This window comes from Nostoc sp. UIC 10890 (assembly GCF_054786515.1).
Window position 1 is genome coordinate 1,187,190 of record NZ_JBSGKF010000001.1, and the last position, 24,957, is coordinate 1,212,146.

The 24,957-nt window shown below is 41.3% G+C and carries 21 protein-coding genes; 4 read left to right on the forward strand and 17 right to left on the reverse strand.

The annotated features are described in order from the left end of the window. Positions 1-71: 71 nt before the first annotated feature. From ACWATR_RS04655 to fdxB, 9 genes are all read right to left on the reverse strand, one after another. The gene (locus tag ACWATR_RS04655) at positions 72-5,576 is read right to left on the reverse strand and encodes a trifunctional serine/threonine-protein kinase/ATP-binding protein/sensor histidine kinase (protein WP_460329943.1); all 5,505 of its coding nucleotides are present in this window, start codon (positions 5,574-5,576) and stop codon (positions 72-74) included. Positions 5,577-5,779: 203 nt separating this feature from the next. Beyond that, the gene (locus ACWATR_RS04660) at positions 5,780-6,262 is read right to left on the reverse strand and encodes an ArsC/Spx/MgsR family protein (protein ID WP_460329945.1); all 483 of its coding nucleotides are present in this window, start codon (positions 6,260-6,262) and stop codon (positions 5,780-5,782) included. Between the two features lie 83 nt (positions 6,263-6,345). Then, on the reverse strand, positions 6,346-6,957 hold the full coding sequence (locus ACWATR_RS04665) for a cysteine dioxygenase family protein (RefSeq protein ID WP_460329947.1): 612 nt from the start codon (positions 6,955-6,957) through the stop codon (positions 6,346-6,348). Between the two features lie 5 nt (positions 6,958-6,962). Then, positions 6,963-7,133: a hypothetical protein gene (locus ACWATR_RS04670; protein ID WP_460329949.1), complete on the reverse strand. Its 171-nt coding sequence runs from the start codon at positions 7,131-7,133 to the stop codon at positions 6,963-6,965. A 33-nt stretch (positions 7,134-7,166) separates the two neighbouring features. Beyond that, positions 7,167-7,652, reverse strand: coding sequence for a hypothetical protein (locus tag ACWATR_RS04675; protein ID WP_460329951.1), 486 nt, complete (start codon positions 7,650-7,652; stop codon positions 7,167-7,169). A gap of 121 nt (positions 7,653-7,773) precedes the next feature. After that, on the reverse strand, positions 7,774-8,370 hold the full coding sequence (locus ACWATR_RS04680) for a cytochrome c oxidase subunit 3 (protein WP_069068429.1): 597 nt from the start codon (positions 8,368-8,370) through the stop codon (positions 7,774-7,776). A gap of 351 nt (positions 8,371-8,721) precedes the next feature. Further along, the gene (gene ctaD, locus ACWATR_RS04685; protein WP_460329953.1) at positions 8,722-10,410 is read right to left on the reverse strand and encodes a cytochrome c oxidase subunit I; all 1,689 of its coding nucleotides are present in this window, start codon (positions 10,408-10,410) and stop codon (positions 8,722-8,724) included. Between the two features lie 140 nt (positions 10,411-10,550). Continuing rightward, positions 10,551-11,528 carry a cytochrome c oxidase subunit II gene (gene coxB, locus ACWATR_RS04690; protein WP_460329955.1) on the reverse strand — a complete coding sequence of 326 codons (978 nt, stop codon included), beginning with the start codon at positions 11,526-11,528 and terminating at the stop codon, positions 10,551-10,553. A 613-nt stretch (positions 11,529-12,141) separates the two neighbouring features. Continuing rightward, a complete protein-coding gene (gene fdxB, locus ACWATR_RS04695; RefSeq protein WP_460329957.1) occupies positions 12,142-12,435 on the reverse strand; it encodes a ferredoxin III, nif-specific in 294 nt (97 codons plus the stop codon). Between the two features lie 928 nt (positions 12,436-13,363). Here fdxB and ACWATR_RS04700 point away from each other — a divergent pair. Next, positions 13,364-14,959, forward strand: a complete 1,596-nt coding sequence (locus ACWATR_RS04700) for a helix-turn-helix domain-containing protein (RefSeq protein ID WP_460329959.1) — start codon at positions 13,364-13,366, stop codon at positions 14,957-14,959. A gap of 170 nt (positions 14,960-15,129) precedes the next feature. On the opposite strand, the gene ACWATR_RS04705 is transcribed toward ACWATR_RS04700, so the two are convergent. Both ACWATR_RS04705 and ACWATR_RS04710 read right to left on the reverse strand, forming a co-directional pair. Then, complete coding sequence (locus ACWATR_RS04705) at positions 15,130-16,107, reverse strand: sucrase ferredoxin (protein ID WP_460329961.1); 978 nt, start codon at positions 16,105-16,107, stop codon at positions 15,130-15,132. Between the two features lie 76 nt (positions 16,108-16,183). After that, on the reverse strand, positions 16,184-16,483 hold the full coding sequence (locus tag ACWATR_RS04710; RefSeq protein ID WP_460329963.1) for a hypothetical protein: 300 nt from the start codon (positions 16,481-16,483) through the stop codon (positions 16,184-16,186). Positions 16,484-17,166: 683 nt separating this feature from the next. Here ACWATR_RS04710 and ACWATR_RS04715 point away from each other — a divergent pair. The 3 genes from ACWATR_RS04715 to ACWATR_RS04725 all read left to right on the forward strand — a co-directional run bounded on the left by ACWATR_RS04715 (position 17,167) and on the right by ACWATR_RS04725 (position 19,223). Beyond that, entirely contained in the window at positions 17,167-17,358 is a 192-nt protein-coding gene (locus ACWATR_RS04715) for a hypothetical protein (protein WP_460329965.1), read from the forward strand. Between the two features lie 101 nt (positions 17,359-17,459). Next, entirely contained in the window at positions 17,460-18,074 is a 615-nt protein-coding gene (locus tag ACWATR_RS04720) for a Uma2 family endonuclease (protein ID WP_460329967.1), read from the forward strand. A gap of 162 nt (positions 18,075-18,236) precedes the next feature. Then, entirely contained in the window at positions 18,237-19,223 is a 987-nt protein-coding gene (locus tag ACWATR_RS04725) for an ROK family protein (RefSeq protein ID WP_460329969.1), read from the forward strand. Positions 19,224-19,508: 285 nt separating this feature from the next. Here ACWATR_RS04725 and proB read toward each other — a convergent pair whose 3' ends face one another. The 6 genes from proB to ACWATR_RS04755 all read right to left on the reverse strand — a co-directional run bounded on the left by proB (position 19,509) and on the right by ACWATR_RS04755 (position 24,803). Next, positions 19,509-20,612 carry a glutamate 5-kinase gene (proB, locus tag ACWATR_RS04730; RefSeq protein ID WP_460329970.1) on the reverse strand — a complete coding sequence of 368 codons (1,104 nt, stop codon included), beginning with the start codon at positions 20,610-20,612 and terminating at the stop codon, positions 19,509-19,511. A 287-nt stretch (positions 20,613-20,899) separates the two neighbouring features. Further along, complete coding sequence (locus tag ACWATR_RS04735; RefSeq protein ID WP_181930350.1) at positions 20,900-21,439, reverse strand: YqeG family HAD IIIA-type phosphatase; 540 nt, start codon at positions 21,437-21,439, stop codon at positions 20,900-20,902. Between the two features lie 53 nt (positions 21,440-21,492). Beyond that, positions 21,493-22,119 (reverse strand): hypothetical protein, encoded by a 627-nt coding sequence (locus ACWATR_RS04740; protein ID WP_460329972.1) that lies wholly within the window; start codon positions 22,117-22,119, stop codon positions 21,493-21,495. Positions 22,120-22,352: 233 nt separating this feature from the next. Continuing rightward, on the reverse strand, positions 22,353-22,925 hold the full coding sequence (locus ACWATR_RS04745; RefSeq protein WP_069068442.1) for a DUF3727 domain-containing protein: 573 nt from the start codon (positions 22,923-22,925) through the stop codon (positions 22,353-22,355). 143 nt (positions 22,926-23,068) lie between these two features. Continuing rightward, entirely contained in the window at positions 23,069-23,545 is a 477-nt protein-coding gene (gene ruvX, locus ACWATR_RS04750; protein WP_460329974.1) for a Holliday junction resolvase RuvX, read from the reverse strand. 1 nt (position 23,546) lies between these two features. After that, positions 23,547-24,803: a GNAT family N-acetyltransferase gene (locus ACWATR_RS04755; RefSeq protein WP_435021842.1), complete on the reverse strand. Its 1,257-nt coding sequence runs from the start codon at positions 24,801-24,803 to the stop codon at positions 23,547-23,549. Positions 24,804-24,957 lie beyond the last annotated feature (154 nt).

A 24,957-nucleotide genomic window follows, 5' to 3' on the forward strand; every position in this document is an offset into this window, starting at 1 on the left:
AACTGTAGGGGCATACAGTAGCCCCTACTTCATACAAACGAAAATTGCTGTAAGTACTAAAGAGTGGTATTTCAAGCAACAACAATGTTCTTGCTAATTTCCTGTGAAAGTGGAATGCGGATTTGAAACTCCGCTCCCTGTCCGGGTTCTGAGATGCAAGAAAGTGAACCACCATGTTTTTCGGTGACAATTTGGTAACTAATCGACAAACCCATACCTGTCCCTTTGCCCACAGGTTTTGTGGTGAAGAAAGGATCGAACAGGCGTCGTCGAATAGACTCTGGTATACTTAGACCATTGTCTGCAATCCGAATTTCCACTTGATGAGTATCAATTTGCTCAGTATGAATAGTAATGGTTGGAGTTGTTATTTGTCCTTGATTGTCTGCTAATGACTCTTCCAAAGCATCGATCGCATTACTCAACACATTCATAAACACTTGATTCAGCTGCCCTGCATAGCATTCTACTTGAGGCAGATTGCCGTAGTTTTTCACAAGCTGAATATCGGGACGATCTGACTTTGCTTTAAGGCGATGTTGCAGAATCATTAGGGTACTGTCGATCCCCTCATGAATATTAACGGCTTTAATCTCGGCTTCATCCATGCGTGAGAAGGTTCGCAGAGAAGCGACAATTTGTCGAATCCGGTCTGCTCCAACCCGCATAGAAGACAGTAGCTTAGGCAGGTCTTCCAGCAAGAATTCCAGATCAATTGCCAGGGCTTCTTCCTGAATCTCTGGATGGGGAGATGGGTAATGTTTCTGGTAAAGTTCCAGTAGTCCCAGCACCTCTTGGGTGTAGTTGTTGGCATGGGCCAGGTTGCCAAAGATAAAATTGACCGGATTGTTGATTTCGTGGGCAACACCTGCTACCAGTTGCCCCAAGCTCGACATTTTCTCGGTCTGCACAAGTTGAGCCTGGGTTTGTTGGAGTTTGTGCAGGGATTGTGCGAGTTGTTCTGCTTTTTCTCGCTCTCGCGTTTCGGATGCTTGGAAAGCTTCGTTTTTAGCTTCGAGTTCTTGTGATTTAGCTTCCAGTTGTTGCGAGTAGGTTTGCAGATTGGTGTAGAGACGAGCGTTGTCGATCGCAATGGAAATTTGTGCTATCAACAGACTCAGCACATTTACCCGTTCTGGGGTAAAAGCACCAGTAATGAGATTATTTTCCAGATAAATAATACCAGTAAACTTGCCAGAGTGAATCAGCGGTAGACACAAAATCGACTTAGATTGATAAGTGGTGATATAAGCATCAGCCGCAAAACGGGAATCTTTAACAGCATTGTCTAAAACTAAATTGTTTCTGGTTATTTCAACATAGTTGAGTAAAGCAACTGGGAGCAAAGCTGAATCAATTTCATCTTTCGAGTTAACAATAGCAGTTGATACACTAACGTCCTGACCTTCTACAATTCCCACTGCTTCTAGCAGCCATTGATTATCGTGCTTGGCAATAAAGTAACCTTGTTCAGCGCCAGCATTTTCGATGACAATCTTCATCAATTTTTCGAGCAGGTGAGTTAGCACCATTTCTTCTGATAGCACCTGAGCAGCTTTCATCACTGTCATGAAGTCAAGAATGTGAGCGCCTCCGGTGGTCGTAGAGTGTGTTTGAATAGTGTGCAGGTAATTCGTTTCTAGATTTTCTGTATTTGATTGCACAATCAATTGCGGATAACGTGCTTCTAAATCTTTGACTTTAGCAACAGCGCCCCAATGGCTATAGGCGTAGTAGGCATTGGTCATGTAGGTTTGAGCAATAGCTTCTTTACCCCATAACAAATAGAATTTGGCTGCGAGTTCGTAAGCCATCGCTTCTTCGTTGATGTACTTGTTTTCTTTCGCAAGTGCGATCGCCTGATCGTACATCTCAATGGCTTCTATTTTTTCGCCTAAAATTCGATGCCGTTCTGCGTCTACTAAATAAAATTTGTGTAAATGATTCATTGGGGCATGATCCGCCCATTTTTGCATTTTTTCTTGATTAGCTTGGACGCGATCGCGAATTTCCTGTTGCTCTGACTCTGAGCGATCGCCATACACCGCTAGCCATACTAAAGAATCGTAAAAATGGAATACAGGAACAAGAGGCATTCCTACCACTGTATCTAAATACTTCTCTGCTATAGCGAGATTCTCAATCGCTTCTGAGTAATTTTCAAACCAATAACAAAGTAAAAATTTGTTCAAGTATATGTAGCCAACTCCCGCATTATCGTTCGCTTGCTGGTGCAATGGCAACCTGATCTGCTCATCGCAGGCATCACCCTTTAGAAGGCAGGGATTTTCACTTTTTCCGAGCAGATTTAAGGTAGCCTGCCAATAGATTTCTATATAATTAAGCGCTGTTTCTTGCTTGATTTTATGAATAGCATCTCTGTTTCTTGCTATCTCTCTTTCAAGGACAGTCAATTCTTTACCGCTAAAGTAAGCTAAACAGGAGTACTGGAGTAGACTATAGCCGGCATATTCTAAATCTCCTGTTTCCATTCCGCTAGAATAGCCTGATAACAAAGGTTCTAAGGTTTCTCTTAAATGCTCTTTCCAATGTCGGATAAATAGATTTACGATGAAAAGTGTCTTAGCTTTGATTTCTTGAGCATTTAACTTTGACAATAGATTTAAAGCTAATTGGCCGAACTGATAACCTGAATCAATATCTCCCACAATGGCACAAAGAAGAAAACCATAATTGGCATACGCAAAGGGAGAAACGGAAGCATTACCATATTGGACGGATAATTGTACTTGTTTGCACACCGTCAATGGCAATAGTGCCGGAGCAGCAATGTATGCAGGAGCAAAAATACTTGACAATAGTCTCATGGCTGCTAATTTATAGCGATCGCTCATTTGAGGCAGGTCAATTAAATCCTCAATTTGCGTTCCACTCAAAATTGCCGCAGTCTGTGCCAATGCTTGCCCAATATCTGATGGGTTCGGCTGTTGGGGAAACTCAACTCCCAATAGCTTTAAAACTTCTAGCGCTGTGTTAACCGCTTCTAGCAGCCTGTTCTGCGCCATATAAGCTTGCATCTGGACTTCATACACTTTAATTTTGTCCAGTAGCGTCGTAGCACAGTTTTGGATTATTTCAAAGAATCTCTGCATTTCTTCAAAATCACCGCTCAAAAAAGCCGCCTCTGCTGCTTCTGAGTAGAGTGTTAATGTCAGTTCATATTCACACTTCCAGCTTTCTTCTACTAACAGTCCTAAAGCAACTTGCAAATATTTGACACCGGAATCGTGCGCTGTAGCTGCTTTAGCTCTCTGTCCGGCGATGAGATTGAGTTCTGCGAGTTGATATTTTTCGGTTTCAGATATCAGTAAATCAGTACCGTAATTGAGTTGATTAACTAAAGCAAATATATTTTCTTTACGTTCTTCAGGTGTAGTATTTTGCAGTAGTAATTGACCAATTTTCAGATGCGTTGCTTTCTTTTGCTCATCGGGAATCAGACAATATGCCGCTTGCTGTACTCGGTCATGTAAAAACTTGTAATCAACTTTGATATCAGTTAAAGCAATTTTGCCAGATTCCTCCTGACTAAAGACTAAGGGAATTTTGTAATCCTGACTTAAAGGCAAAATTAACCCAGCTTGCAGGGCTGACCACAATTGCGCCGCAGTCGTTAGAGAAGATGTTTCATTAACGATCGCCAATACATCTAAGTTAAAAGTATTACCAATACAAGCAGCCAGTTTCAGGACTTTTTGCGTTTCTAATGAGAGTTTACGAATATTTCTCGCTGTCAGTTCAACAACATTTAGGTCGCTAATGCCAATCGCTTGAATATGTTGAATATCCCACTGCCACATTCCAAACTGAAAGTCATACGTTAGCAAGTCTTCTTGGTGTAGGGTTTTCAGCAGTTGCGTTAAGAAGAACGGATTTCCCCCGGTTTTGTGGAATAGTAATTCTGCTAGTGGCTGACTGCATTCTATGTGATTCAATGTATCGCCAATTAACGCTTCCACATTCATTAACTGCAATGGTGATAAGACGATGTTATTCACTAGTGCACCAGAGGCTTGAATCTTGGACAAACTCATCATCAGTGAATGGGTGGGCGACACTTCATTGTCACGGTATGCCCCGATTAGCAATAAATATTTGCGTTCAGTATCCGTTATTAATAGCTCAATTAAGTTCAGCGATGCCGAATCTGCCCACTGTAAGTCATCAAGAAACACAACTAAGGGATGGTCTTGGTTCGTGAATACCCCAATGAATTGCCCAAAGACGCGATTGAAGCGATTTTGCGATTCTGTCGCTCCCAATTGTGTTACAGCTGGTACAGTTCCAATAATTAGTTCGACTTCTGGAATCACATCAATAATGACTTGTCCGTTTTCTCCCAACGCAGTTAACAGTTTCTCTTTCCACCCTTGGATTTGGGCAACGCTTTCGGTGAGTAATTGCTGAATCAAAGATTGGAACGCCTGAATCAATGACGCGTATGGAATATTGCGCTTGAACTGGTCAAACTTGCCTGCAATGAAATAACCCCTTGCTCCCACAATCGGTTTATGAACTTCATTGACGACACTTGTCTTGCCAATACCCGAATAACCAGAAACGAGCATGAGTTCGCTGCTACCATCTGCCACACGCTCAAATGCAGCCATCAATGTTGCTACTTCTGTTTCGCGTCCATACAGCTTTTGTGGAATCGAAAAATGCCCAGATTTGTCCTGTCTCCCCGGTACGAAGTTTTCAATCTTGCCAATCACTTGAAGCTGAAATAAGCAGTCCTCTAAATCCGCTTTCAGTCCCCAAGCGCTTTGATACCGCTCCTCTGCTGTTTTCGCTAACAGCTTCAAAATAATTGCACTAATCGCCTCTGGCACATTTCCCAGAACGCGACACACGGTTTTTTGACAGGGTGCGGCTGGCATTTTGGCGATGTGACAGTGTATCAACTCCATCGGGTCAGCAGCATAAAACGGCAGCGTACCCGTCAGCATTTCATACAAGGTGACACCCAACGAATAAAAGTCGGTGCGATAGTCGCACACCCGATTCATTCTGCCTGTTTGCTCAGGCGACATATAGGCAAGGGTACCTTCGAGCAAATTAGGATTGCTCAAGGTGGTATTTTCTTGATCAAGGCGTGAGGAGATACTGAAGTCAATCAGTTTAATTTCCCCAGATTCAGGATTAATTAGAATATTGTGCGGCTTAATATCTTTATGTATAATTTTTTGGGCGTGCAGCTCTCCTAATGTGTGTGCCAAATTAATCGCCACCTTCAGAAAAATAATTAAGGTGGTTGTTTGAGTGGCAATAAGTTCTTTGAGCAAGCAACCTGGAATATCTTCTAAAACTAAAGCTAGACCATGCTGATAATTTTTTAACTCGTAGGCTTTAACAATGCCAGAAATTCGTAGCGGCTCAATGATTTGATATTCGTGGCGCAGTCGAGCAATATCTTCTAGAGGTGGATGTTCGCACAGAAGAGTTTTGATTACGACAGAAGCGTTATCGGTTTCTCGCCGTCCACGATAAATGACGGTTTTACTACCGGAGTGAAGGGTTTCGAGGAGTTGATAACCAGATAAAGTGGCTGTCATGATTTTTTCTTGCAATATAAGCATTCTTAATATGCCCATGCAAGTTTAGCTTCGTAACATCTGAGACAAAAATAAGCATATTTTTACGAGATGTTACGAATACTAATTCACCCCGAAGTTGTATATTGATACTTGAGGTATTGTTACATCTCAAACTCAATAATTCAGGTTTTAATAGATTACATCACTGCAAAAATCCTGTACTAATGTTTACAGTTGCCTTTCTTTTGGTGTTCATTACCATGTTCATGATGATGACCATGACCGTGGGAGCAACCTTGCAAATTTTCCTTCATCAGATTGTCGCTGATTTCTTGCAAGGATTCATCCACAGCTTGTAAGCCAATCCAAGCATCAATTTTTTGTACATCAAATCCGACCTCGCGCTGTTCGCCTACTTCTAACAAAGGACGGCGAATCAACAATGGCTCTTTCAGCATCAGCGCCAAGGCGGTTTGTTCATCCATTTTTTCAGGAACTACCTCACCAGATTTTACCTTTGGGGCGGAAGGATTAAACCATTCAGCTACGGGGCGATCGCCAAAAAATGAGCGCAACCGTTCAACTGTCCAAGGTTCTGTTAGCAGGTTGTATGGTATCACCTCATGACCAGCAGCTGTGAGCAAAACTTTTTGCTTAGTCCCACCTTTACAGCCTGGTTTGCTATAGAAACTTACTCTTGCCATGCAATTATCTCCTAATTACTCAATTGTTTGTAGTTTGCGCTTTAGCGCTAAAGCGTCTAACCATAAACCCTGACGATTCCTAATTAAAAATTCCTAGCCTGATGAGTAACTAAGTCAAACTCAAATCTCTCATCTGGATCAGTTTCGCCGTAGATATTAAAAGTCACAGTTGGCTCATCACCCATTGCTTCTACACTGTGAATTGCATCAGGAGTGAAGCTAATAATATCCCCTGGAAATAGAGTTATCTCTCCCGTCCGTTCAATTTTGTCCTGAAATTCTGGGCTATGAGTGCGTCGCCAAAAAGTATTTTTTTCCTGACCTTTTAACACCGCCACTATTCCCCATGTCCCATGATTATGAATTGTTGATCGGGTTCCCGGTGCAAATGTTACTGTTTGCACCGTCAACGGAAAACCCAATTCATCATATAGAAGTAAAACAGAGCTTCCCGTTTTGGGTGAAGCCTCTAAATGTTGACTTTGCACCCAGTAGGAATTTACTATCAAGCGCCTTACGAGCATCCGAATTTCTGGCAGACAATTGGCTTCATTGTCACCACTATTGAGAACATCTTCCACCTCAGTTAAAAACCGATAAAGGCGGTAATTTTCTCTCAATAAATCCCATGCTCTCACAGATTTACAGGCTTGATACTGACCGTCCCCCGTTAGCAGCCAATCCCTACCTTTCATAACTTTTAAATTGATAACGGTGAAGATTGGATGATCAGGATCGGAGAGACATTAGGAATATTGCCTACAGGAAGTTTAGTAGGTATGGTAATAGGAGGAAAGATAGAGTTACTATCAGTAGCTGCTCCTAACAGGGAGTAAGAGGAATATGATCTAGTAGATAACCAATTGTTCATGATTGTTCACCTTGATTTTTGATTGCTGACTAATTAATCATCTTCTTCTGCCGGACGTGTCAAAATATCCAGCAGAATCCCGGCACCAAAATCATTCTTGTCGTCTATCTGTTTGACTCTGGTGCTGATTTCTTTTGCTTCCTCGATTGCTCCCAACTTTGCTAGTACTAATCCAGAAGCAGCATAAGCATTTAAGTACAATCGAATTTGAGGGTCTTCTTGACGATTGACTAATATCGGCTTAAGTTGCTCCCAGTCATCAGGAAAGTTTTCTACTTCTTTAATTTTATCTAATAATTTGATTGTTGTTTGTAGTGCAAGAGAATAATTATTCTTATAATAGAAAAATCTATATGCTGCTACTAAGACATCTGTATTTTCACCAGTCTTAGCTAAAGCTTGTTGAATATACTTTTCCGATTCTGATGTGTTCTCCCAGTTTTGTGCAGCTAAAACTAATAGATTTTTGATATCTTCTGGAACCTCGAACCATGAGAATTTATTTGTATTAGCTTGCATATTGGGGACTGGGGACTGGGGACTGGGGATTGGGGACTGGGGATTGGGCAATAACTCAACATAATTACGAATTACGAATTACGAATTACGAATTACGAATTGTTAATGCCCCATGCCCAATTTAAAACAAAGTAAGAACGTACACCAAGGTGAATAATACAATCCAAATAATGTCTACGAAGTGCCAGTAAATTTCTGTCATTTCGATGAAAGTATGATTGGTTGCAGAATATTCACCGGGAAGACGCGATCGCCACAATACTCGTAATATCAATAACAGTCCCACAAAAACGTGTAAACCGTGGAACCCAGTCATGATATAAAAGCAGTTGGCGAAGACGTTGGTAGTCAGACCATATCCTAAAGTTGAATACTCATAAACCTGACCACCCAAGAAAATTGCCCCCATGATTGCAGTAATTGCATACCACAGTTGCATTCCCTTGACATTATTCTTTTTAATCGCCTTATCACCGAAGTGAATCACGAAACTACTAGACACCAGAATAATGGTGTTAATCGTCGGCACAAGGAGTTCTACTTCAGTTTCTTCTGGAGGCCAAACTGCTGTAATACCTCTAAAAAACAAGAAAGTGGCAAAAAATCCCCCAAACATCAGGGATTCAGAAGCGAGGAATGTCAACAATCCCCAAACTCTTAAATCTGGATGTTCTTCGTGTCCTGCACTGTGATCTTCGCTTGTCGTAGCTATGGTCATATTGTTTACCCTTAAAGGTGAAGCGTCGGGCAATTGAATTCTTCACAATCTTGATTCTCTTGAGGGATTGGTGTCTCACCCGTCTTAGATTAAAGGCGGGCAGGATGCCATTGGTGTCAACTTAAGCCAAAAATAGCGTACTGATTGGGTGTTGTTCACCCGCCAGGGATTGTAAATCCCTGACTAATTACTCAAGTCTACTGAAGTAGACTGAAAATTTTTGCAATCTTTAGTCCTCTTCAGAGGACTTTAGCTATGAGACAGGGATTTACAATCCCTGGCGGACGTGCGGTTTCGCGTTAAGTTGACACCAGTGGCTTTTCGACCCACCCCACAAGAGTTATTTCATAACTAAGCACTAGCTTCCGGTGTTGCAGATGTCTCTACTTCAGTACTATGACCATGACCGTAGTCATAAGGGCCATGAGTCACAACTGGCAACACTTCCCAGTTTTCAATTATGGGTGGTGAGCTAGTTGTCCATTCTAAAGTCAAAGCTTGCCAAGGATTATCACCAGCTAAAGGCCCTTTCAGCCAACTGTAGATCATGTTAATGGCGAAAGGAATTACCGATATCCCCAAAACAAATGAACCAAAGGTACAAATTTGATTGAGGTCGATAAATTGGGGGTCATACATTGCCACTCGTCGGGGCATTCCTTTCAAACCCAATTCGTGCATGGGTAAAAAGGTCAGATTAGTGCCGATAAAGGTGAGGGCGAAATGAATGCGTCCCCAGGTTTCATTCAGCATTCGTCCGGTCATTTTGGGGAACCAGTGATAAATACCGGCGTAGATACCAAACACGGAACCGCCAAACAGAACGTAGTGGAAATGTCCGACAACATAATATGTGTCGTGGACATGAACATCAAAGGGGGCTGTTCCCATCGTCACACCACTTAAGCCGCCCATGACAAACATGGATAACAAGCCAATGGCGAAAAGCATCGCACCGGTGAAGCGGATTTTACCACCCCAGAGGGTAGCAACCCAGGCAAAAATCTTCACGCCAGTGGGAACTGCAACTATAAGAGTGGAGATGGTGAAGAACATCCGCATCCAACCGGGTGTACCACTGGTAAACATGTGGTGTACCCAGACGAACAAACCGACAACGCAGATCGCCACACTAGAATAAGCGATCGCTTTATAACCAAAAATTGGCTTGCGGGAGTGAACTGGAATTACCTCCGACATGATGCCGAAGATGGGCAGAATCATTAAATAGACTGCCGGGTGAGAATAAAACCAGAATAAGTGTTGATAAATTACAACGTTACCGCCTGCATCTGGTTTAAAGAAGGAGGTGCCAAAGTTGAGGTCAAACAACAGCAGAACTAAACCGGCTGCTAATACAGGTGTGGAAAGCAATGCCAGAATGGAGGTTGCCAAGATTGCCCAGCAAAACAGGGGTACTTGATCCCATTTCATGCTAGGAACCTTCATCATCAAAATGGTGATCACAAAGTTCAGTGAACCCAAAATTGAAGAAGTTCCTACCAAAACGATCGCAAGTATCCACATAGTTTGAGCAATTGGCGCTGTTACCAAACTCAATGGTGGGTAAGCTGTCCAACCAGATTGCGAACCGCCAAAAATGAAACTACCTAAAATCAGCGCACCGGCTGGTGGATTTAACCAAAAGGCGATCGCATTCAGCTTCGGGAAAGCCATATCCCTAGCACCAACCATCAACGGCACCAAATAGTTACCAAATCCCCCAATAGCGCTAGGGACAATCCACAGGAAGATCATAATCGTCCCGTGATTGGTCATGAAAGCGTTATACAGATTGGGGTCGAGTACGTCTGCATCTGGTGTTGCTAATTCGACACGGATAGCGATCGCCATCAGTCCGCCGATGAGATAGAACACAAATGCCGTCACTAGGTATTGGATACCAATAACCTTGTGGTCAACATTAAATGTAAAATAGTCTTGCCATTTCCACGCCTTCGGATGAGAGGTGTGGCCAGCCACCATTTCCGGTTTATTTCCTTCTGGTGGAGTATTCCGTGGAAATTCTACCTGCGTCATATTTTTGTCCTTTGTCCGTTGTCATTTGTCTTTTGTCCTTTCTTCTTTGTCCTTTGTCTGTTGTCATTTGTCCGTTGTCATTTGTCCGTTATTAATGACCAATGACTAATGACCAATGACTAATGACTAATGACCAATGACTAATGACCAATGACCATTGACTCTAGAGTTGCTGCACTAATTCCCATATCATGGGTGTGGGGCGCGAGAAACTCTGATGTTGATAAGTCGGCTGGATTAACTGCAACAACTTGATTAAGGTTTTGCTGTTGAGCAATCTGATTTTCTGTCCGCCAGCTATCATATTCTTCCGGTGTGTGGACAATTACCTGTGTCCGCATGGAACCGTGATAACCACCGCACAATTCAGCACAAACTACGGGATATGTACCTGGTTTGGTGGCAACAAATCGTAGTTCGGTAGGGATACCGGGAAGTGCATCTTGCTTCAAGCGGAAGTTTGGAACCCAGAATGAGTGAATTACATCTTGTGCTGAAAGGTTGAGTTGGACATCAGCACCGACGGGAATGTGCAATTCCCCAGAGGTAATGCCACTATCAGGATAGTTAAATATCCAGGCATACTGTATGCCTTTGACATCAACAACTAAGTCGGCTGGTTTCCCTAGGGTTTGAGGAGATGCGCCAATCCCAATTGTTGGGGAAACTGTTGTTTCAGAAGTATCGCTTAATGTAGCTGCGATAGCTGTTCCTGACTGATGAGCGACATGAGCTGCTGAATGAGGATGACCGGCAGGTTCAAAGCCGCCCATTTGGTTAAAAACATCTACGCTGTAGATGCCCAAACAGAGGACAATCACTGTTGGAATTGCTGTCCAGAAGATTTCTAAGGGAACGTTACCTTCTATTGGCAAACCATCGGTATCATCACCGCGACGGCGACGAAACTTCACCAAAAAAGCTACAATTGTTCCTTCTACCACCAAGAAGAGTGCGATCGCAATGGTAAGCATGACGTTGAAAAAACCGTCTACCAAAGGCGCTTGTAACGATGCCTGCACCGGCATAAGAGTGTGGTTTTGACCAATCCAAATACTGATTGCTGTAACTACTATCCCAGCAACCAGAGTCCATAGTGAAACAGGAACTTGTTGCATACATGCTACCTGCTCTGTAAACAGTCTTTAAAGGTGTGATTTTCTGAGTTTTGGGAATTGGGCATTGGGCATTGTTATAGACTTCTTGGCATTTGTCGGGGTAAAGGGTAAGGGGTAAAGGGTAAAGAAACTCAAAATCCTTTCCCTTTAACCTTTACCCTTTTCCCTAAGAGTGCAAAAACATATTTTTGCAAGAGGTCTTATCTATTCCCCATTCCCTATTCCCCATTCCCCATTTCCTTTTCACTTATTAACTTTCTAACGTGTAGCCATAAAAAAAGGGGGAAACTTCCAGATTTTTTCCATATCTTTCCCCCAGAAAATTACAAATTATATTTCAACTCATACCACAAAGTTAGCCCCCTGCTTTCAGAAAAGCTAGTTGTTCCAAGAGGGCACTGTTAGTCCTAATATTGATTAGGCTATATTAGCAGCAAGTTTAAATTTGTTAATAGCTAACATTTTGCGATTTACGGATTTGTTTACTGTAAACTTTTTATTAGTCCCAGTAAATATTTAGTATTCCCCTCAAGTTACCTTGCCTAGCGCATTAGCGCTTTATACAAACAGTGCCTCCTTGAATGAACAACAATTTTGACTAACTCCAAAAACCTTAATTGTTTAATACAACGTGGGTGTAGCAATTCTTGGGGCAAATCCGTGAACAAGCTTGACAACCAATACAATTTTCTGGAGAAGTAACTGCCATTACTTTCCGTTCAATTTCTTCATCATCTTCATCTTCTACAAATTCACCTTCTTCATTGAGTGCCTTCAAACCTAGCACATTGTACCCGCATACTTTAACGCATCTGCCACAGCCGATACATTTATCCTTGTCAATTTCTTGAGCAAATTGTGGTGTCCAAGCCTTACCGCCAAATGTCAAACCTGTTAGTTGTGCCATGAATAATTCCTCGGCAATTTTGCCTATCAATCTGTTGGTGCATTAATCATCATATTATCCTAATCTTTTCTTTTTTTGTATTCAAAACTTACTTTTTCCTCATCAAAATTCGATGACTCTGAACACAATTACACATTGTTTTTTATTTCAAATAATAGATGAAACTTATTGCCAATAATTATTATACATATTTGATTATAAACCTAACTTCTCAACGCCTAACCTTAGTAAACAATGGGGATAATTCAAAACTCTCTCCTTATATAAAAGAGATTTTCCAGATAAAAATGATGATATTATTTTTCAAATATATTTAGGTTTATGCAGATAGATATAGATAAACTGTATACATAGATACAAAGTAATATGTTCATAAGTTACAGTTTGATATATGCAATATGTATTTGATAAAGCAACAATTTTCAATTACTTTTGGATTCAATTATTTAGTTAAATGATGACATTTTTCTTTCACATGAAGAAATCGAATTGATTTATGAAGGAACTGTAAATTTGATGGCAGAATATGATCATGCATTAAATATTAAAATTATTAATAAATCAGATGAAATCAAACCGTCACAGACTTAAATATGTCCTAAAAACACTCTATGGTCAAATGTAAAATGTTCATTAAATACGTAATTAAATAAATGTTAAGGTTTTTTTCTAAGCTCGACACGAACAAATTAATCATTTTTTTCATGAAATGTATAGTTAATAAAGAAGTTTTATCAGGCTCGCTTTTAAAGCCTTAAATAGCTTCCAATTGGATGCAAAGTCAAAATATGGATGTGGGCAGTGAATTTGGTGAGAAAAAATTATTCTCGCCAGAAAGATAATGTGGTGGCGAGTCATGAATAAACAGGACTCATCCAGGGGAGACCTGAGACAGACATCTCAACGATTAGAGTGGGAAAAGAGCCTTATGCCTTATACAATTCCTAACAACAGTTGCGTTGGATGTGACAACTGCCGCCCCCAATGTCCTACGGGTGCAATCAAAATAGAGGACAATGAATACTGGGTTGATCCTGGTCTTTGTAATAATTGTGAGGGCTATTATCCAGAACCACAATGTGTAATAGCTTGTCCAACTAAGTCTCCCATTCCTTGGCAGGCGAAAAAGGGGAGATGCAAAGTTGAACCGAGAGATGCTACCAGTTTAGACTTGTTTTCTAATGGTAAGAATAATCCATTTGCTTCAGCGATCGCAATTTGGGAAGCTTGTAATGTATTAGCGCAACGCACATCCCTACATTGGGAAACCGATGAGGAAGGCTACATCAGTTATGGACGACAAGTCAATCAAGGCCGAGGTGCGATCGCTTTTCACATCCAAGATCCCTTCAAAGTTAACGACAAAGCCACAGATATAGCCGCAATTGAAGGGCTTGACATCAGAGCCGCTTGCATACATCTAATTTTTGCAGCTTATGCTACAGCTTTAGAGCAACCTTGGGAGCAAGAATTTGCGATCGATGAACGGCAAATTGAGAAATATTTGGGGATGGAGAAACGCAAAGATTTAAGCAAAGCTGCCAAACTAGCTTTAATGAAAAATCTTGTCCAGCAAGCTTGTTCCCTGGTTATCTCCATTGACTGGCCCCAACAAGGCCGAATTAACGGATTCTCTGTTACAAACAGCCGCTTATGGCACTTAGTAGACATTCAACACCACTTTCAAGAAGACAATCTCGGATGCAAATATCTGATTGGGCTAACTTTTAAAGTAAAAGCAGGCTCATGGGCACAATATTTCTTAAACAAACAAGCATGTAAAGAGCGAACCGCATTCTATCAATATGGCAGTCTCCCCAAAACGCTGTTAACCACAGTTATGAGCATTTGGCAGCAACATGAAGGCGCAGTCCGACTAATGCTGTGGTTGCTGTTTAAAACCAAAATGGGCAAAGAACAACGCATCACCATTCCTACCTTGCTGCGTATTGCTTACGGTGAGGAAAAAGTCGCCCTTGCATCCAGACAACGGGAAGAACGCAAACGTCTGCTGCGAACTTTTGAAAGTGATTTGGAAATTCTCAATCACTATGGAATGAAGCCACTTTTCGATCCAGTTACTTACCCACCAGAAATTCAACCTTTGTGGGCGAAGTTAATTGATCTTCCCGAAGATCCAGATGAAGCATTAGAATTTTGGACTAATGACGGTGGTGCTGAAACTCGCCTCACAGACACAGGCCCCCGTGGTAAATGGAATCTACTCATGAATGCGCGGATTTTGGCTTTTGAACTTCCAGCAGAATGGGAACAGCAAATCTCAGAATCAGAAAAAAAGCAACGACGAACTGCTAAAGCCAAAAAGAAGCCTAAAGCTACAAATGATTTACTAGGTGAACAGATTTTGGAAGCGCGAAAAAATTTGAATCTTTCCCAAAGAGAGTTGGCAAAACTCACAGGTAAAAGCCAAAGCTGGATTCGAGATATTGAAAATGGTCGTTTAAAAGCCAAATTAGAAGACCAAGTATTGTTACGAAAAGTGCTAAATATCGGTCAATCTTAATTTGGTATTTGGAATTTAAATGCATAGGGGCGCAAAAATTATATTCCGAATTTGTGCAGCTTTATACTAAATAGAGCATTTAATGAATTCGTAGCGAACTAAACTTAGCATTCCTCTGCATTCCTCTGCGCTTCTCTTTGCGTCCCTCTGCGTTTAAAAACTCACCTCTTCTATGTACTATAACTCATGACCTTACTAGAGGTAATCCAGAGACTACCTACAGCATATTTAGTAACTACTAACTCTCGTGTAGCATTACATGAACTCTTCAGTTGTTGAGTCTTAGTTTCATCTTTCACAAGTTTAGCCTGGTAAGTGTAGAAAGAACCAGAAGGCTTTTCAAAACTTAGTTCAGCTAGGATAGTATTATTGTCTAAACTTTGCTCCAAAATTTTGCCTGCAACTTTGTAGTTAAACCAATCCCATCCATTGCAGAGGATTAGTTCTCTTTCCAAAACCTGAAGTGCAGCAGGCAGAATTCCCCAGCCGCGATAGACTTTATTTAAGCATTGAATATCGCCAGTCCGAGTCAAAATTGATCTAAATGAATCTTGTTCAAGCCGACCATAGTATCTTCCTTCTGGCAAGTCTATAATTGTTGGTGCAAACCGATGTCCACCAAAGTGCGATGATTTCCAAATTCGCACATTATCCAAGCACAAATCAGCATTACTCGCTGTAATTTTGAAGTAAAAAGGAGCGCCATATCTGGCACAGCACTTATCATGACTACCGTGGGTACAAACTAAAATATCTCTAGTTGTACTAGTTTCTACCTCAGAATTAGAACTGATACCCCATAGCCATTTTTGGACAACTTCTGCTACTTGCTCAATATTGCCTAGCTTAAACTCTTGCTTATGGTATCCATTACTTAAACCCTCTTTTTTTTGATAAATCAAAAGCGTAGTGTGGTTTACTTTGTGTGATACATCATTAGCAATTAAGAGGAATCTAATCGGTAATTTAGCACGCTTCACTTCATCTACCAAAATCCTTAAATTCTGAGGCACCCATTTGGAATTCAAGGCTTCTGATGTCCAAGGTAAAGGACACTCAACTAAAATATAAGTTTGATAATTGGTGGCACTACCAATAACATCTTCTCCTACTTGCTGTGAATCGTCAGAACAAAAAAAAGTATTCATCTATCTATACTCATTAGCGTATTTTATGGACAAAAGGTATTACAAACTACAATTGTGTTCTGGGCTACAATATCCTTCAGTCAAGGAGATAAAAAAGAACAATATGTATTTCCCAGTCAAAACTAGGTAGCCACTTTATAACATCATTATTGCTCAAGGTCTTCCCGGTTAATAAATTCTCCACAATAGAAATAAATAGTGTCAAGATAGATTTTTCCGTATAAGCGGCGTTAATTTTGTATCTAGTTTTATTGTTATCTGGTATTTTATAAATTTTCACTTGCTGAAACTCGGCTTTTATGAACTTGGTTTCTTTCTCCAAATCAAATATATTCAATGCTGTGTGTATACGCAAAGCGGCTGGAAAAGTTACCAACGATTACCTTACTTGCAATATCGATGTAGCTGATACTACAATTCAAGAGATTGCTAGCAGCAACACACTTATTTAAAGTTTTGCTGAAATTATCTACATAGCTAGTTACAAATCCTGTTTTTACACATAAAGATACAATTCTGTGTCGCTCTTGTGAAGAACATATTCCTAAAGGTAGATGCGGAAATATTTGATAAGTAGAAATCACTTTCGTAAGCCAATACTGTTTTAATACTTCTTCCACACTATCTGCTTTTAATGCATCTCTCGAAGTGTACATATTGCAAATAATTCTCAATTAGCTGAGAAAAATAAAAATAACAAAGTCAGGGGGAAATCCTTTTCTGCCCCGTACTCATGTGCAATAAGTTAAGAATCAAAACTAGTGACTAATTATTAGCAGCGTCACTGGAATTAACCTTAACAAACCTAGTATTTACTTTTTTACCTAATCTAACTCCCTGGAGTTAATGTCAAGGTTTGATGATAGGTATCTGCCTTGACTGTAACTGAAGTCAATTAGAAATGCAAGTATTTAGGAATCTTTATGGCTTCTTTACAGTTTGTTGCTTCCAGGAGGTTGGTTAAATCAAGCTTAACGGGCATTTGATAGTGGAGATAGCTGACTAGAACAAGTATTTATACTTTCATGATAATAGATAAAATTTTGCAATTGTGACAAATTGTTGCTAGTCAGGGCGTATAGTTTTGTACCTCTACTAATCGAAATAACTGTGGTTATGGCGATCGCATATTTTTACTTTAATGCAGAATTGAATCATTTTTTACCAAAGCACTCTCATTTTGTTGAGGACAAAGCCTCAATGGACTTTCTTGAGCTTGGGTTTACCAAATCAGCGATCGCAAAATGGTAAAACACCTTGATATAAATACTATGAAAGTCAAAATATATTGAATCATTCCAACGGGAATTACGAATATTTTGGTAAAGTAAAACAGATGTGGAGGTAAGATTATGACCCAAGCCTTGCCCAAATTACTCACCTTCAATGAATTTAGCGAATGGTATCCCAACGATGGTAAACGCTATGAATTGCACAAAGGAGTAATTGTTGAAATGCCACCCGCAACCGGATCGCATGAAAAAGTTGTTGCGTTTTTGTCGCGGAAATTAACCGTGGAGTTTGATCGTCTTAATTTACCCTACGGAATTCCCAAAACAGCATTAGTCAAAACTCCTACTGCCGAATCAGCTTATTCGCCGGATGTGTTGCTGCTAAATCTTGATAATCTCGACAATGAACCGCTTTTTCAAAAACAGTCAACAGTAAGCCAAGCAGCATCAGTTCCAATAGTTATTGAAGTTGTTTCAACTAACTGGCGAGATGATTACTACAATAAATTTCGGGATTATGAGGAAATGGGCATTTCTGAATATTGGATTGCTGATTATGCTGCATTGGGTGCAAGAAAGTTTATTGGCAATCCCAAGCAACCCACTATTTTTGTATGCGAATTAGTTGATGGTGAATATCAAATGACACCGTTTCAAGGTAACACCGCAATTTCATCACCTACCTTTCCCCAATTAAATTTAACCGCACAACAGATTTTTGATGCGGCTAACTAAACCACATCTTGTCATCATTATATTATTAATCTGCACTAAAATCTCTTCTAATTACCCATCAAAAGCTTTATTTAATCTGACAAAATCACCTTGGTCTAGGAATCCATTATTGATCAACTGCCAGAAAAAGTGCGATCGCATTTATTGGAAAGGTTCAAAACCATGACATTAATTTTAGCTCTCGATTTTGGTGGAACTAAGCTAGCAGCAGCATTGGTAAACGTTGGTTCGAGAAAGTGGTTGCGTTATGAACGTCGTTTATCGCCAGTAAATGCAGATGCTAACACTGACTTGGAAATAATGCGATCGCTCATTTACTCGCTGCTAGAAGATGCAAAACCTGCTGCGATCGGTGTCAGCTTTGGCGGCCCAGTTGACGCTTCCACGGGGACAGTACGACTATCTCATCATGTCGCTGGATGGGAAAACATTCCTCTCAAAAGGTTGCTAGAGGAGGAGTTTGGTGTTCCTGTTGGTGTAGATAATGATGCCAATGTTGCTGCTTTGGGTGAACACCGCTTTGGTGCGGGACAGGGATACGAGAGCCTGTTTTATATTACTGTCAGCACTGGCGTGGGTGGTGGTTGGATACTCAATGGCCAGCCTTGGCGGGGTGCTGGTGGGATGGCTGGCGAAATTGGACACGTGGTTGTAGATCCGGCTGGGCCAGTTTGTTTGTGTGGTAAGCGGGGATGTGTGGAACGTTTAGCGTCGGGGCCTTATATGGCGCAAAATGTTAGGGAAATTTTGGAAACTAAACCGCAGAGGCGCGAAGGAATTAGAAGTGGAGAGATTTTGAGGCGTTTGGTGGGGGATGATTTAACGTTGCTGACGGGACAGTTGGTAGCTGAAGCTGCGGCAGCTGGGGATGATTTGGCAAAGGAAGTTTTGCACAAGGCTGCTTGGGGGCTGGGTGTGGGTATTGGCAATGTAGCGAACTTGATGAATCCGCAGCGCTTTGTGTTGGGAGGCGGTGTGACGAAGGCGGGGGAGTATTTTTGGCAGGTGGTGCGTCAGGTGGCGCGGGAGACGGCTTTACCGGAGGTTGATTTTGAAATTGTGCCCGCAGTGCTGGGGGATGATGCACCTTTGTGGGGTGGTGTGGCGATCGCTTCTATTACTGTTGAATATTTTGGCGAAACTCTCTAATCGCTTCCAAGGGAGACGATAACGAAACACAACGATTGAGCAAGGATAAATCTAATTCTGCTAAAAACTCACTGTTAACAACTTTCTAATATTCTTGTTCTCGTAAGCAGTAAGCACCCCTGGTAGCTTTTCAAAGCTGGCTTGAATCGCTTTAAACTATTCCCAACTTAACCCATGTCGAAAGAAGCGTTGTTCTTCTGGTAAGTTAACAGCATTTTCTAACGTTTGAGTCATAATATTTTTACTATCTCAGTTAGTAGTTACGAAATTTATCTTATTTCCATTTTAAGTCACAACCAAATTATCTCTATGAATCACGGTTTCCACACCTGGATAACCTAAAATTGTAGGAATTTCTCGTGAATGACACCCACGAATCTTTTGCAGTTCATTGCTGTTGTAATTCACAATTCCTCTGGCAATTTCGTTACCGTTGCTGTCACATAATTGCACCGCATCTTGTGTGTCAAATTCTCCTTCTACGGCTTTAATTCCAGCAGCTAATAACGATTTTCCCCCTAAAGAAATTGCCGCAATCGCACCTTCATCTAAATATAATTTTCCCGCAGGTACTAGACCGTAAGCTATCCAACGTTTACGCGCCGAAGTTGGTTCTGGTTGCGGTTCAAAATGCGTCCCAATCAGTTCACCTTGGATAATTTTTTCGATATTCCGAGGAAATCGCCCTTGGGTAATTACAGTCCGCACCCCAGCCGCGATCGCAATCCTTGCAGCCGAAATTTTTGTCACCATCCCACCAGTACCCCACTGAGAACCTTGGGAACCTATTTGTAATTGAGCTAATTCTTTAATGCTACTAACTAGAGCAATCGGCCGCGCATCTGGCACAGAACGGGGATCGGCTGAGTATAGCCTATCAACATCGGTGAGCAAAAATAGCCAATCTGCTTCTACTAAACTGGCAACCAATGCCGAAAGCGTGTCATTATCACCAAATTTTAGTTCGTCTATTGCTACGGTATCATTTTCGTTGACTATAGGAATCACTCCCAGTCCCAGTAGTTCCTGAAAGGTGTTGTAGGCGTTGAGATAGCGGCTGCGCTGTACCAAATCACTGCGAGTCAATAATACTTGAGCGATCGCCTGTTGGAGGGTAGTAAATAAATCATCATATATACGGATTAGCCTGCCTTGTCCAACTGCTGCTACAGCCTGTTTGAGTGCGATCGCCTTGGGACGTTCAGTTAAGCCTAACCGCGCACAACCCACCCCCACAGCGCCAGAGGAAACCAAAATTACCCGATGTCCTTGGCGTCTTAAATGGCAGAGTGTTTCCGCCAAAGTAGCGATGGTGGAAAGTGCTAATTGTCCCGTTTCTGGTTGGGTTAGGCTAGAAGTACCGATTTTGACAACAATTGTTTTAGTCATTGGTCGTTAGTCATTGGTCATTGGTCATTAGTCATTGGTCATTAGTCATTGGTCATTAGTAACTGACGAATGACAACGGACAAATGACAAAGGACAAATGACTAAAGAAATTGTAAAGCGCCAGTCCCTCTATGGTGAAGGCCGACGCTTTACGCATGTATATTTACTTAGTATGAGTTAGGATCTTTTTTGGCTGACCCCATGTTATTAATACTTATGATCCCCGATTTTTGGATTCCATGAAGATTCCTTAATGATTTCTTTAGATTTATTTTCCTGACAACTTTTCAACTTTTGTGAATCTTAGTTTTCTTGGGGGTAATGGAGGCTCCCAGAATTTCAGATATCCAAACTTCAAAGTTGCGGATGGGATGAGAGCGGAGAGCCGCATCGGCATGAACAATCGGCTCGACTAAAATGGTAAACATTCCTAGGCGATTACCTGCTATGACATCCGTAAACAAGCGATCGCCTACCATACCCACTTGATGCACTGGTAGATCCATTCCCCTAAGTGCTGCCCTAATTTTGCGTCGGGAAGGCTTGGCTGCACCCAAGTAGTAAGGCAAGTTGAGCGATCGCGCAATGCCACCAATTCGCGCTTCACTGAGATTGTTACTGACCAAGCACAATGCAGTACAGGTGCGGATTTGCTCTACCCACTCTCGTAGTTCTGGGGAAGCTATCCCGACTGTAAAGGGTACCAAAGTTTCATCTACATCCAATACCAGCCCTTTAAGCCCGTATTTTTGGATAATATCTGGTGTTAGGTTCAACACTGAACCCTCTAAAATCAAATCAGGCTGTAAAAGATTGTTCCAGACCATAGTCAACAGTCAAATGTAGATAGCTAAGACAAATGAGCATAACCCAATATAGTTTAGTTAGTCGAACCCGATCCTGGAATATCTCCCTGAACACTTTGAGATAAAATCCCTAAAATTTTATCTATTTCTTTGATGTAATAATTACTCAAATCAATAAATATATCGTTTTCTTCTAACTGTAAAAATTTCCAAATATCCCCTGTTGTTACCGCACCATAAATTTTTCTGATTTCATTTCCTTCTTGTTGATTAAACAATTGTGCTGCCAACATGGCTGCTGCACATTGACCTAATCCACCTTTAATATTTTCATTTTTGGCTTCAATAATAACCACTACAGGCACATTAATTGTTAGTTGCTCTTTAGAACGACTGATGATAAAGTCACAATAGCCATTCAGACCCTTTTCTGGATCTACATTAAAATCTGTTCCTGAAAATAAACTAATTGGATAATTAGCCCTGCGTCTTACCTCCAACAATATCGGAGTGATAATCATTTCTGAACGAGATTTTTCAGTATTAATTGCTAAAGCCAGTTCTGTAGTTTCTTCTAAAGAATTTTTGAGTTTTTCGCTTGCCTGTAGAGGTTCTATGTCCGCACATAAATCAGTTTCTTCATCAATGCGGATGCTGAATGACTTTTTAAATTTACTTAATGTAAAGTCGCTATAAGCCATTTTCAGCACCTCATAGCAATTTTGGATTTTGGATAATGGAATTGAAAATCCCTGCCAACTAAAATGCTTTTTTCAGGATTTTAAACAACATTAATTGTCGCAATTTAGTGTTAGTGTTTCATCACTTCCACATTTAATGAGACATGGTAAAAGGTTTAACTGGATTGTGAGGACAATCAAAATTCCCAATTAAAAAATTCAAAATGAAAATGTAACATTTTGAATTTTTCATCTTATTCCACTTCATTAAAAAGATGTTCTTCCAACAAAGGCTGCACTTGGCGGAACTCCTCTGGAGAAAGTAATTCAGGTTCACCTGTTTTTGCTATCCGTGCAAAAAATAACAGTGGATCAAGCGGTGTATAAATTGCATACTCCTGATCTTCATCATAGAAACTAGCGAGTAGCTGTAATTGCTCTGGCTCTAAATCTTCACCTTCGTCTTCGATTTCTAAGGTGAAGAGTTCTGATTCTTCAACTGGCGGTAAATCACCTGCAACTGTCAAAGCATAAGCTGTGTTCTTTAGTATCAGGTTTTGCTCTGATAGTACAGCTTGAGCATTCGCAAAAATTTGCTCAATTATGTTGTCGTCTTCTACTAGAACTGCTTCTTCTTCCTCATCGTCGCCTTCCCAAGAAAAAATTTCTACAGGTGAGTCTACAGGAAGAAGTAAAACGTATTCTTGTCCATCTACCTCCAGGGAATGCTCTATGTAACAGTCGAGCGATCGCCCTTTGTCATCGGTTAAAGTGATGGAACCCGCATGAGCGTTATCATTTTCTTCAGGAAATGGAGGGGAAAACATAGCCGAAATGTAAAAATTTAATAAATACCAGCAACTTTGAAAATCGCTTTACTATCATTAATGACAGATTATGTCAATCAAATAGCTTTATACGTAGATACAACTGCTGGCTAATCGTTTTCAGAATATCATGTTAAAAGGTATCAATACTCAATAACCGCCACTGAACTACGGGAACTGGCACGCTTCACATCCAGCCATTGTTGCAAAATCAAAGCGGCTGCCTTGCGGTCAATCAAACCTTTATGGCGTGACGGGGAGCGGTTTTCAGCTATCAGCAGTTGCTCTGCTTGAAATGAAGTTAATCGCTCATCCACATATTCCACAGGCAGTTTTAGTGCTTTAGCAAGTCTTGTAGTAAATTTCTGAACTTGACGCGCCTGAAATCCTATTGAGCCATCCATTGAATAAGGTAAGCCCATCACTAGAACTTGTACCTCGCGTTCATTAACTAGTTGTCGGATTTGCTCGACATCTTGCTCAAAAGATGTGCGCTCAATTGTGGTGATTCCCGTGGCAATTAAACCCGTGCGATCGCACCCAGCCACACCAATTCGCTTGCGACCAAAATCTAGTCCCAAGGCTGAAATAAACGGTTTTGCTCGCTCTTGGGATATCACACTAATTCTCCTGTTGTACATCTGCTGATTCAGGAATCAGCGATGCTTCCATGCTAGGGTTTTTTCCCGAAAAGTTAATCGGTTCTGACTTACTTGGCAGTGGTTTATCTGACGATGGCAGCTTTCCTGGTTGTATCCATGACATCCCACCTGGTATGGGTTTACGTGCCGGTTGTAAACCTTGCAGCATATCAGTCCACTGGATTCCTTCTAAGGAGACGAATTTAGACTCCCGTAGCTTGTGCCACACAGAGCGAGACATAACCAATGTATGTTCTATGCGTTTTGCCCCAATTCGCTCCAAATACTCTTCTCGCTCTGCCTGATAGTCTGAGGAGGCTAATTGTAACCCTTGCTGGGGAAAATCTTGGGCAATACGAGCCAGTTGAGATAGTAATTCTGGATATAGCCAGGTGTAAGCAGGATGAACTGTCAGCGTTGCAGCATGGGGAACTTCACCCTTGCGGTCAAGTTGCACCTGAAAATAGCCGATCGCAGCTTTGCGTTGGGGTTCAAATACATAACCACTGACTACTTCTGTTTTGGTCAGCCATTGCTTCACTGCATCAGTTAAAGCGCCGAACAAGCTGGTTTTAAAGTCACGGGTATTGCGGTCAAAAACTTGACGAACCAAAGGTGGCATTGATGCCGTATCTAGTTGATATAGCAACTGGGCATCAGCATTACTCACTGGCATGAGGTTGGGCAAATCTGGCTCTGCTTGTGCCAATTCAGCCAGTAATTCTGGCCCAATTTCCCAGTAAGTCATTTCTGCTAGACGCTGGAATCCATTTTGTCGATATAATGCCAGCGCCTCAATGTCGTTAATATTAACTTCCAATAGCCAAGTGCGAGCTTCCAAAATCGATTCAAAGCAATGACGCAAAAGTTGCGAACCAATTCCTTGTTTATCGACACCACGCTCTAGTAGCACTTGATCAATCCGCCAAGTGCTGCGTGTCCGATTAAAGGGTGACACTTGAATCATTCCTAGAAGCAACCGCCCTTGCTCTGCTACATAGGCGCAGAGGCGATACTGGAGCGGGTTAGGAAACCAGCTTAAAAATTTGAGTAATCCATACCAGCGACGCAGCCTTTGCATCTGGCTGATGGCAAAACCTGCTCCCTTGGGAGTTAGGGCTGCGAATGACTCTTGAGTTATGCGCTCAATCCCGTCCAGATCCCGGTATTGGACTGGTCGGATAACAACGCTGAGGTTTCTGGGAAGTAATGAAGTCATTTTTATTCGAGCCGACATTTAGCCGTAACTAACTGCTCTTCAAAGGAACTGCTGCAATTATCTTAACTAGTTTCTGCTTTCTACTATTGTGCCAAAAGGGTGATTTTAGTAACTTAATACTTAAAGAAGCAGAAAAGCAGACCTTGTGAGAACACCATTGGTATTGACCCAA

What these genes read in the sequence shown, in the direction of transcription:
- ACWATR_RS04745 (WP_069068442.1), bottom strand. Translation starts at nt 22,925, where the DNA reads ATGTTTTCCCCTCCATTTCCTGAAGAAAATGATAACGCTCATGCGGGT.
- ACWATR_RS04665 (WP_460329947.1), bottom strand. Translation starts at nt 6,957, where the DNA reads ATGAAAGGTAGGGATTGGCTGCTAACGGGGGACGGTCAGTATCAAGCC.
- ACWATR_RS04670 (WP_460329949.1), bottom strand. Translation starts at nt 7,133, where the DNA reads ATGAACAATTGGTTATCTACTAGATCATATTCCTCTTACTCCCTGTTA.
- ACWATR_RS04755 (WP_435021842.1), bottom strand. Translation starts at nt 24,803, where the DNA reads ATGTCGGCTCGAATAAAAATGACTTCATTACTTCCCAGAAACCTCAGC.
- coxB (WP_460329955.1), bottom strand. Translation starts at nt 11,528, where the DNA reads ATGCAACAAGTTCCTGTTTCACTATGGACTCTGGTTGCTGGGATAGTA.
- ACWATR_RS04720 (WP_460329967.1), top strand. Translation starts at nt 17,460, where the DNA reads ATGACCCAAGCCTTGCCCAAATTACTCACCTTCAATGAATTTAGCGAA.
- ACWATR_RS04655 (WP_460329943.1), bottom strand. Translation starts at nt 5,576, where the DNA reads ATGACAGCCACTTTATCTGGTTATCAACTCCTCGAAACCCTTCACTCC.
- ctaD (WP_460329953.1), bottom strand. Translation starts at nt 10,410, where the DNA reads ATGACGCAGGTAGAATTTCCACGGAATACTCCACCAGAAGGAAATAAA.
- ACWATR_RS04725 (WP_460329969.1), top strand. Translation starts at nt 18,237, where the DNA reads ATGACATTAATTTTAGCTCTCGATTTTGGTGGAACTAAGCTAGCAGCA.
- ACWATR_RS04660 (WP_460329945.1), bottom strand. Translation starts at nt 6,262, where the DNA reads ATGGCAAGAGTAAGTTTCTATAGCAAACCAGGCTGTAAAGGTGGGACT.
- ACWATR_RS04675 (WP_460329951.1), bottom strand. Translation starts at nt 7,652, where the DNA reads ATGCAAGCTAATACAAATAAATTCTCATGGTTCGAGGTTCCAGAAGAT.
- ACWATR_RS04700 (WP_460329959.1), top strand. Translation starts at nt 13,364, where the DNA reads ATGCCTTATACAATTCCTAACAACAGTTGCGTTGGATGTGACAACTGC.
- ACWATR_RS04735 (WP_181930350.1), bottom strand. Translation starts at nt 21,439, where the DNA reads ATGGTCTGGAACAATCTTTTACAGCCTGATTTGATTTTAGAGGGTTCA.
- ACWATR_RS04680 (WP_069068429.1), bottom strand. Translation starts at nt 8,370, where the DNA reads ATGACCATAGCTACGACAAGCGAAGATCACAGTGCAGGACACGAAGAA.
- fdxB (WP_460329957.1), bottom strand. Translation starts at nt 12,435, where the DNA reads ATGGCACAACTAACAGGTTTGACATTTGGCGGTAAGGCTTGGACACCA.
- ACWATR_RS04740 (WP_460329972.1), bottom strand. Translation starts at nt 22,119, where the DNA reads ATGGCTTATAGCGACTTTACATTAAGTAAATTTAAAAAGTCATTCAGC.
- proB (WP_460329970.1), bottom strand. Translation starts at nt 20,612, where the DNA reads ATGACTAAAACAATTGTTGTCAAAATCGGTACTTCTAGCCTAACCCAA.
- ACWATR_RS04705 (WP_460329961.1), bottom strand. Translation starts at nt 16,107, where the DNA reads ATGAATACTTTTTTTTGTTCTGACGATTCACAGCAAGTAGGAGAAGAT.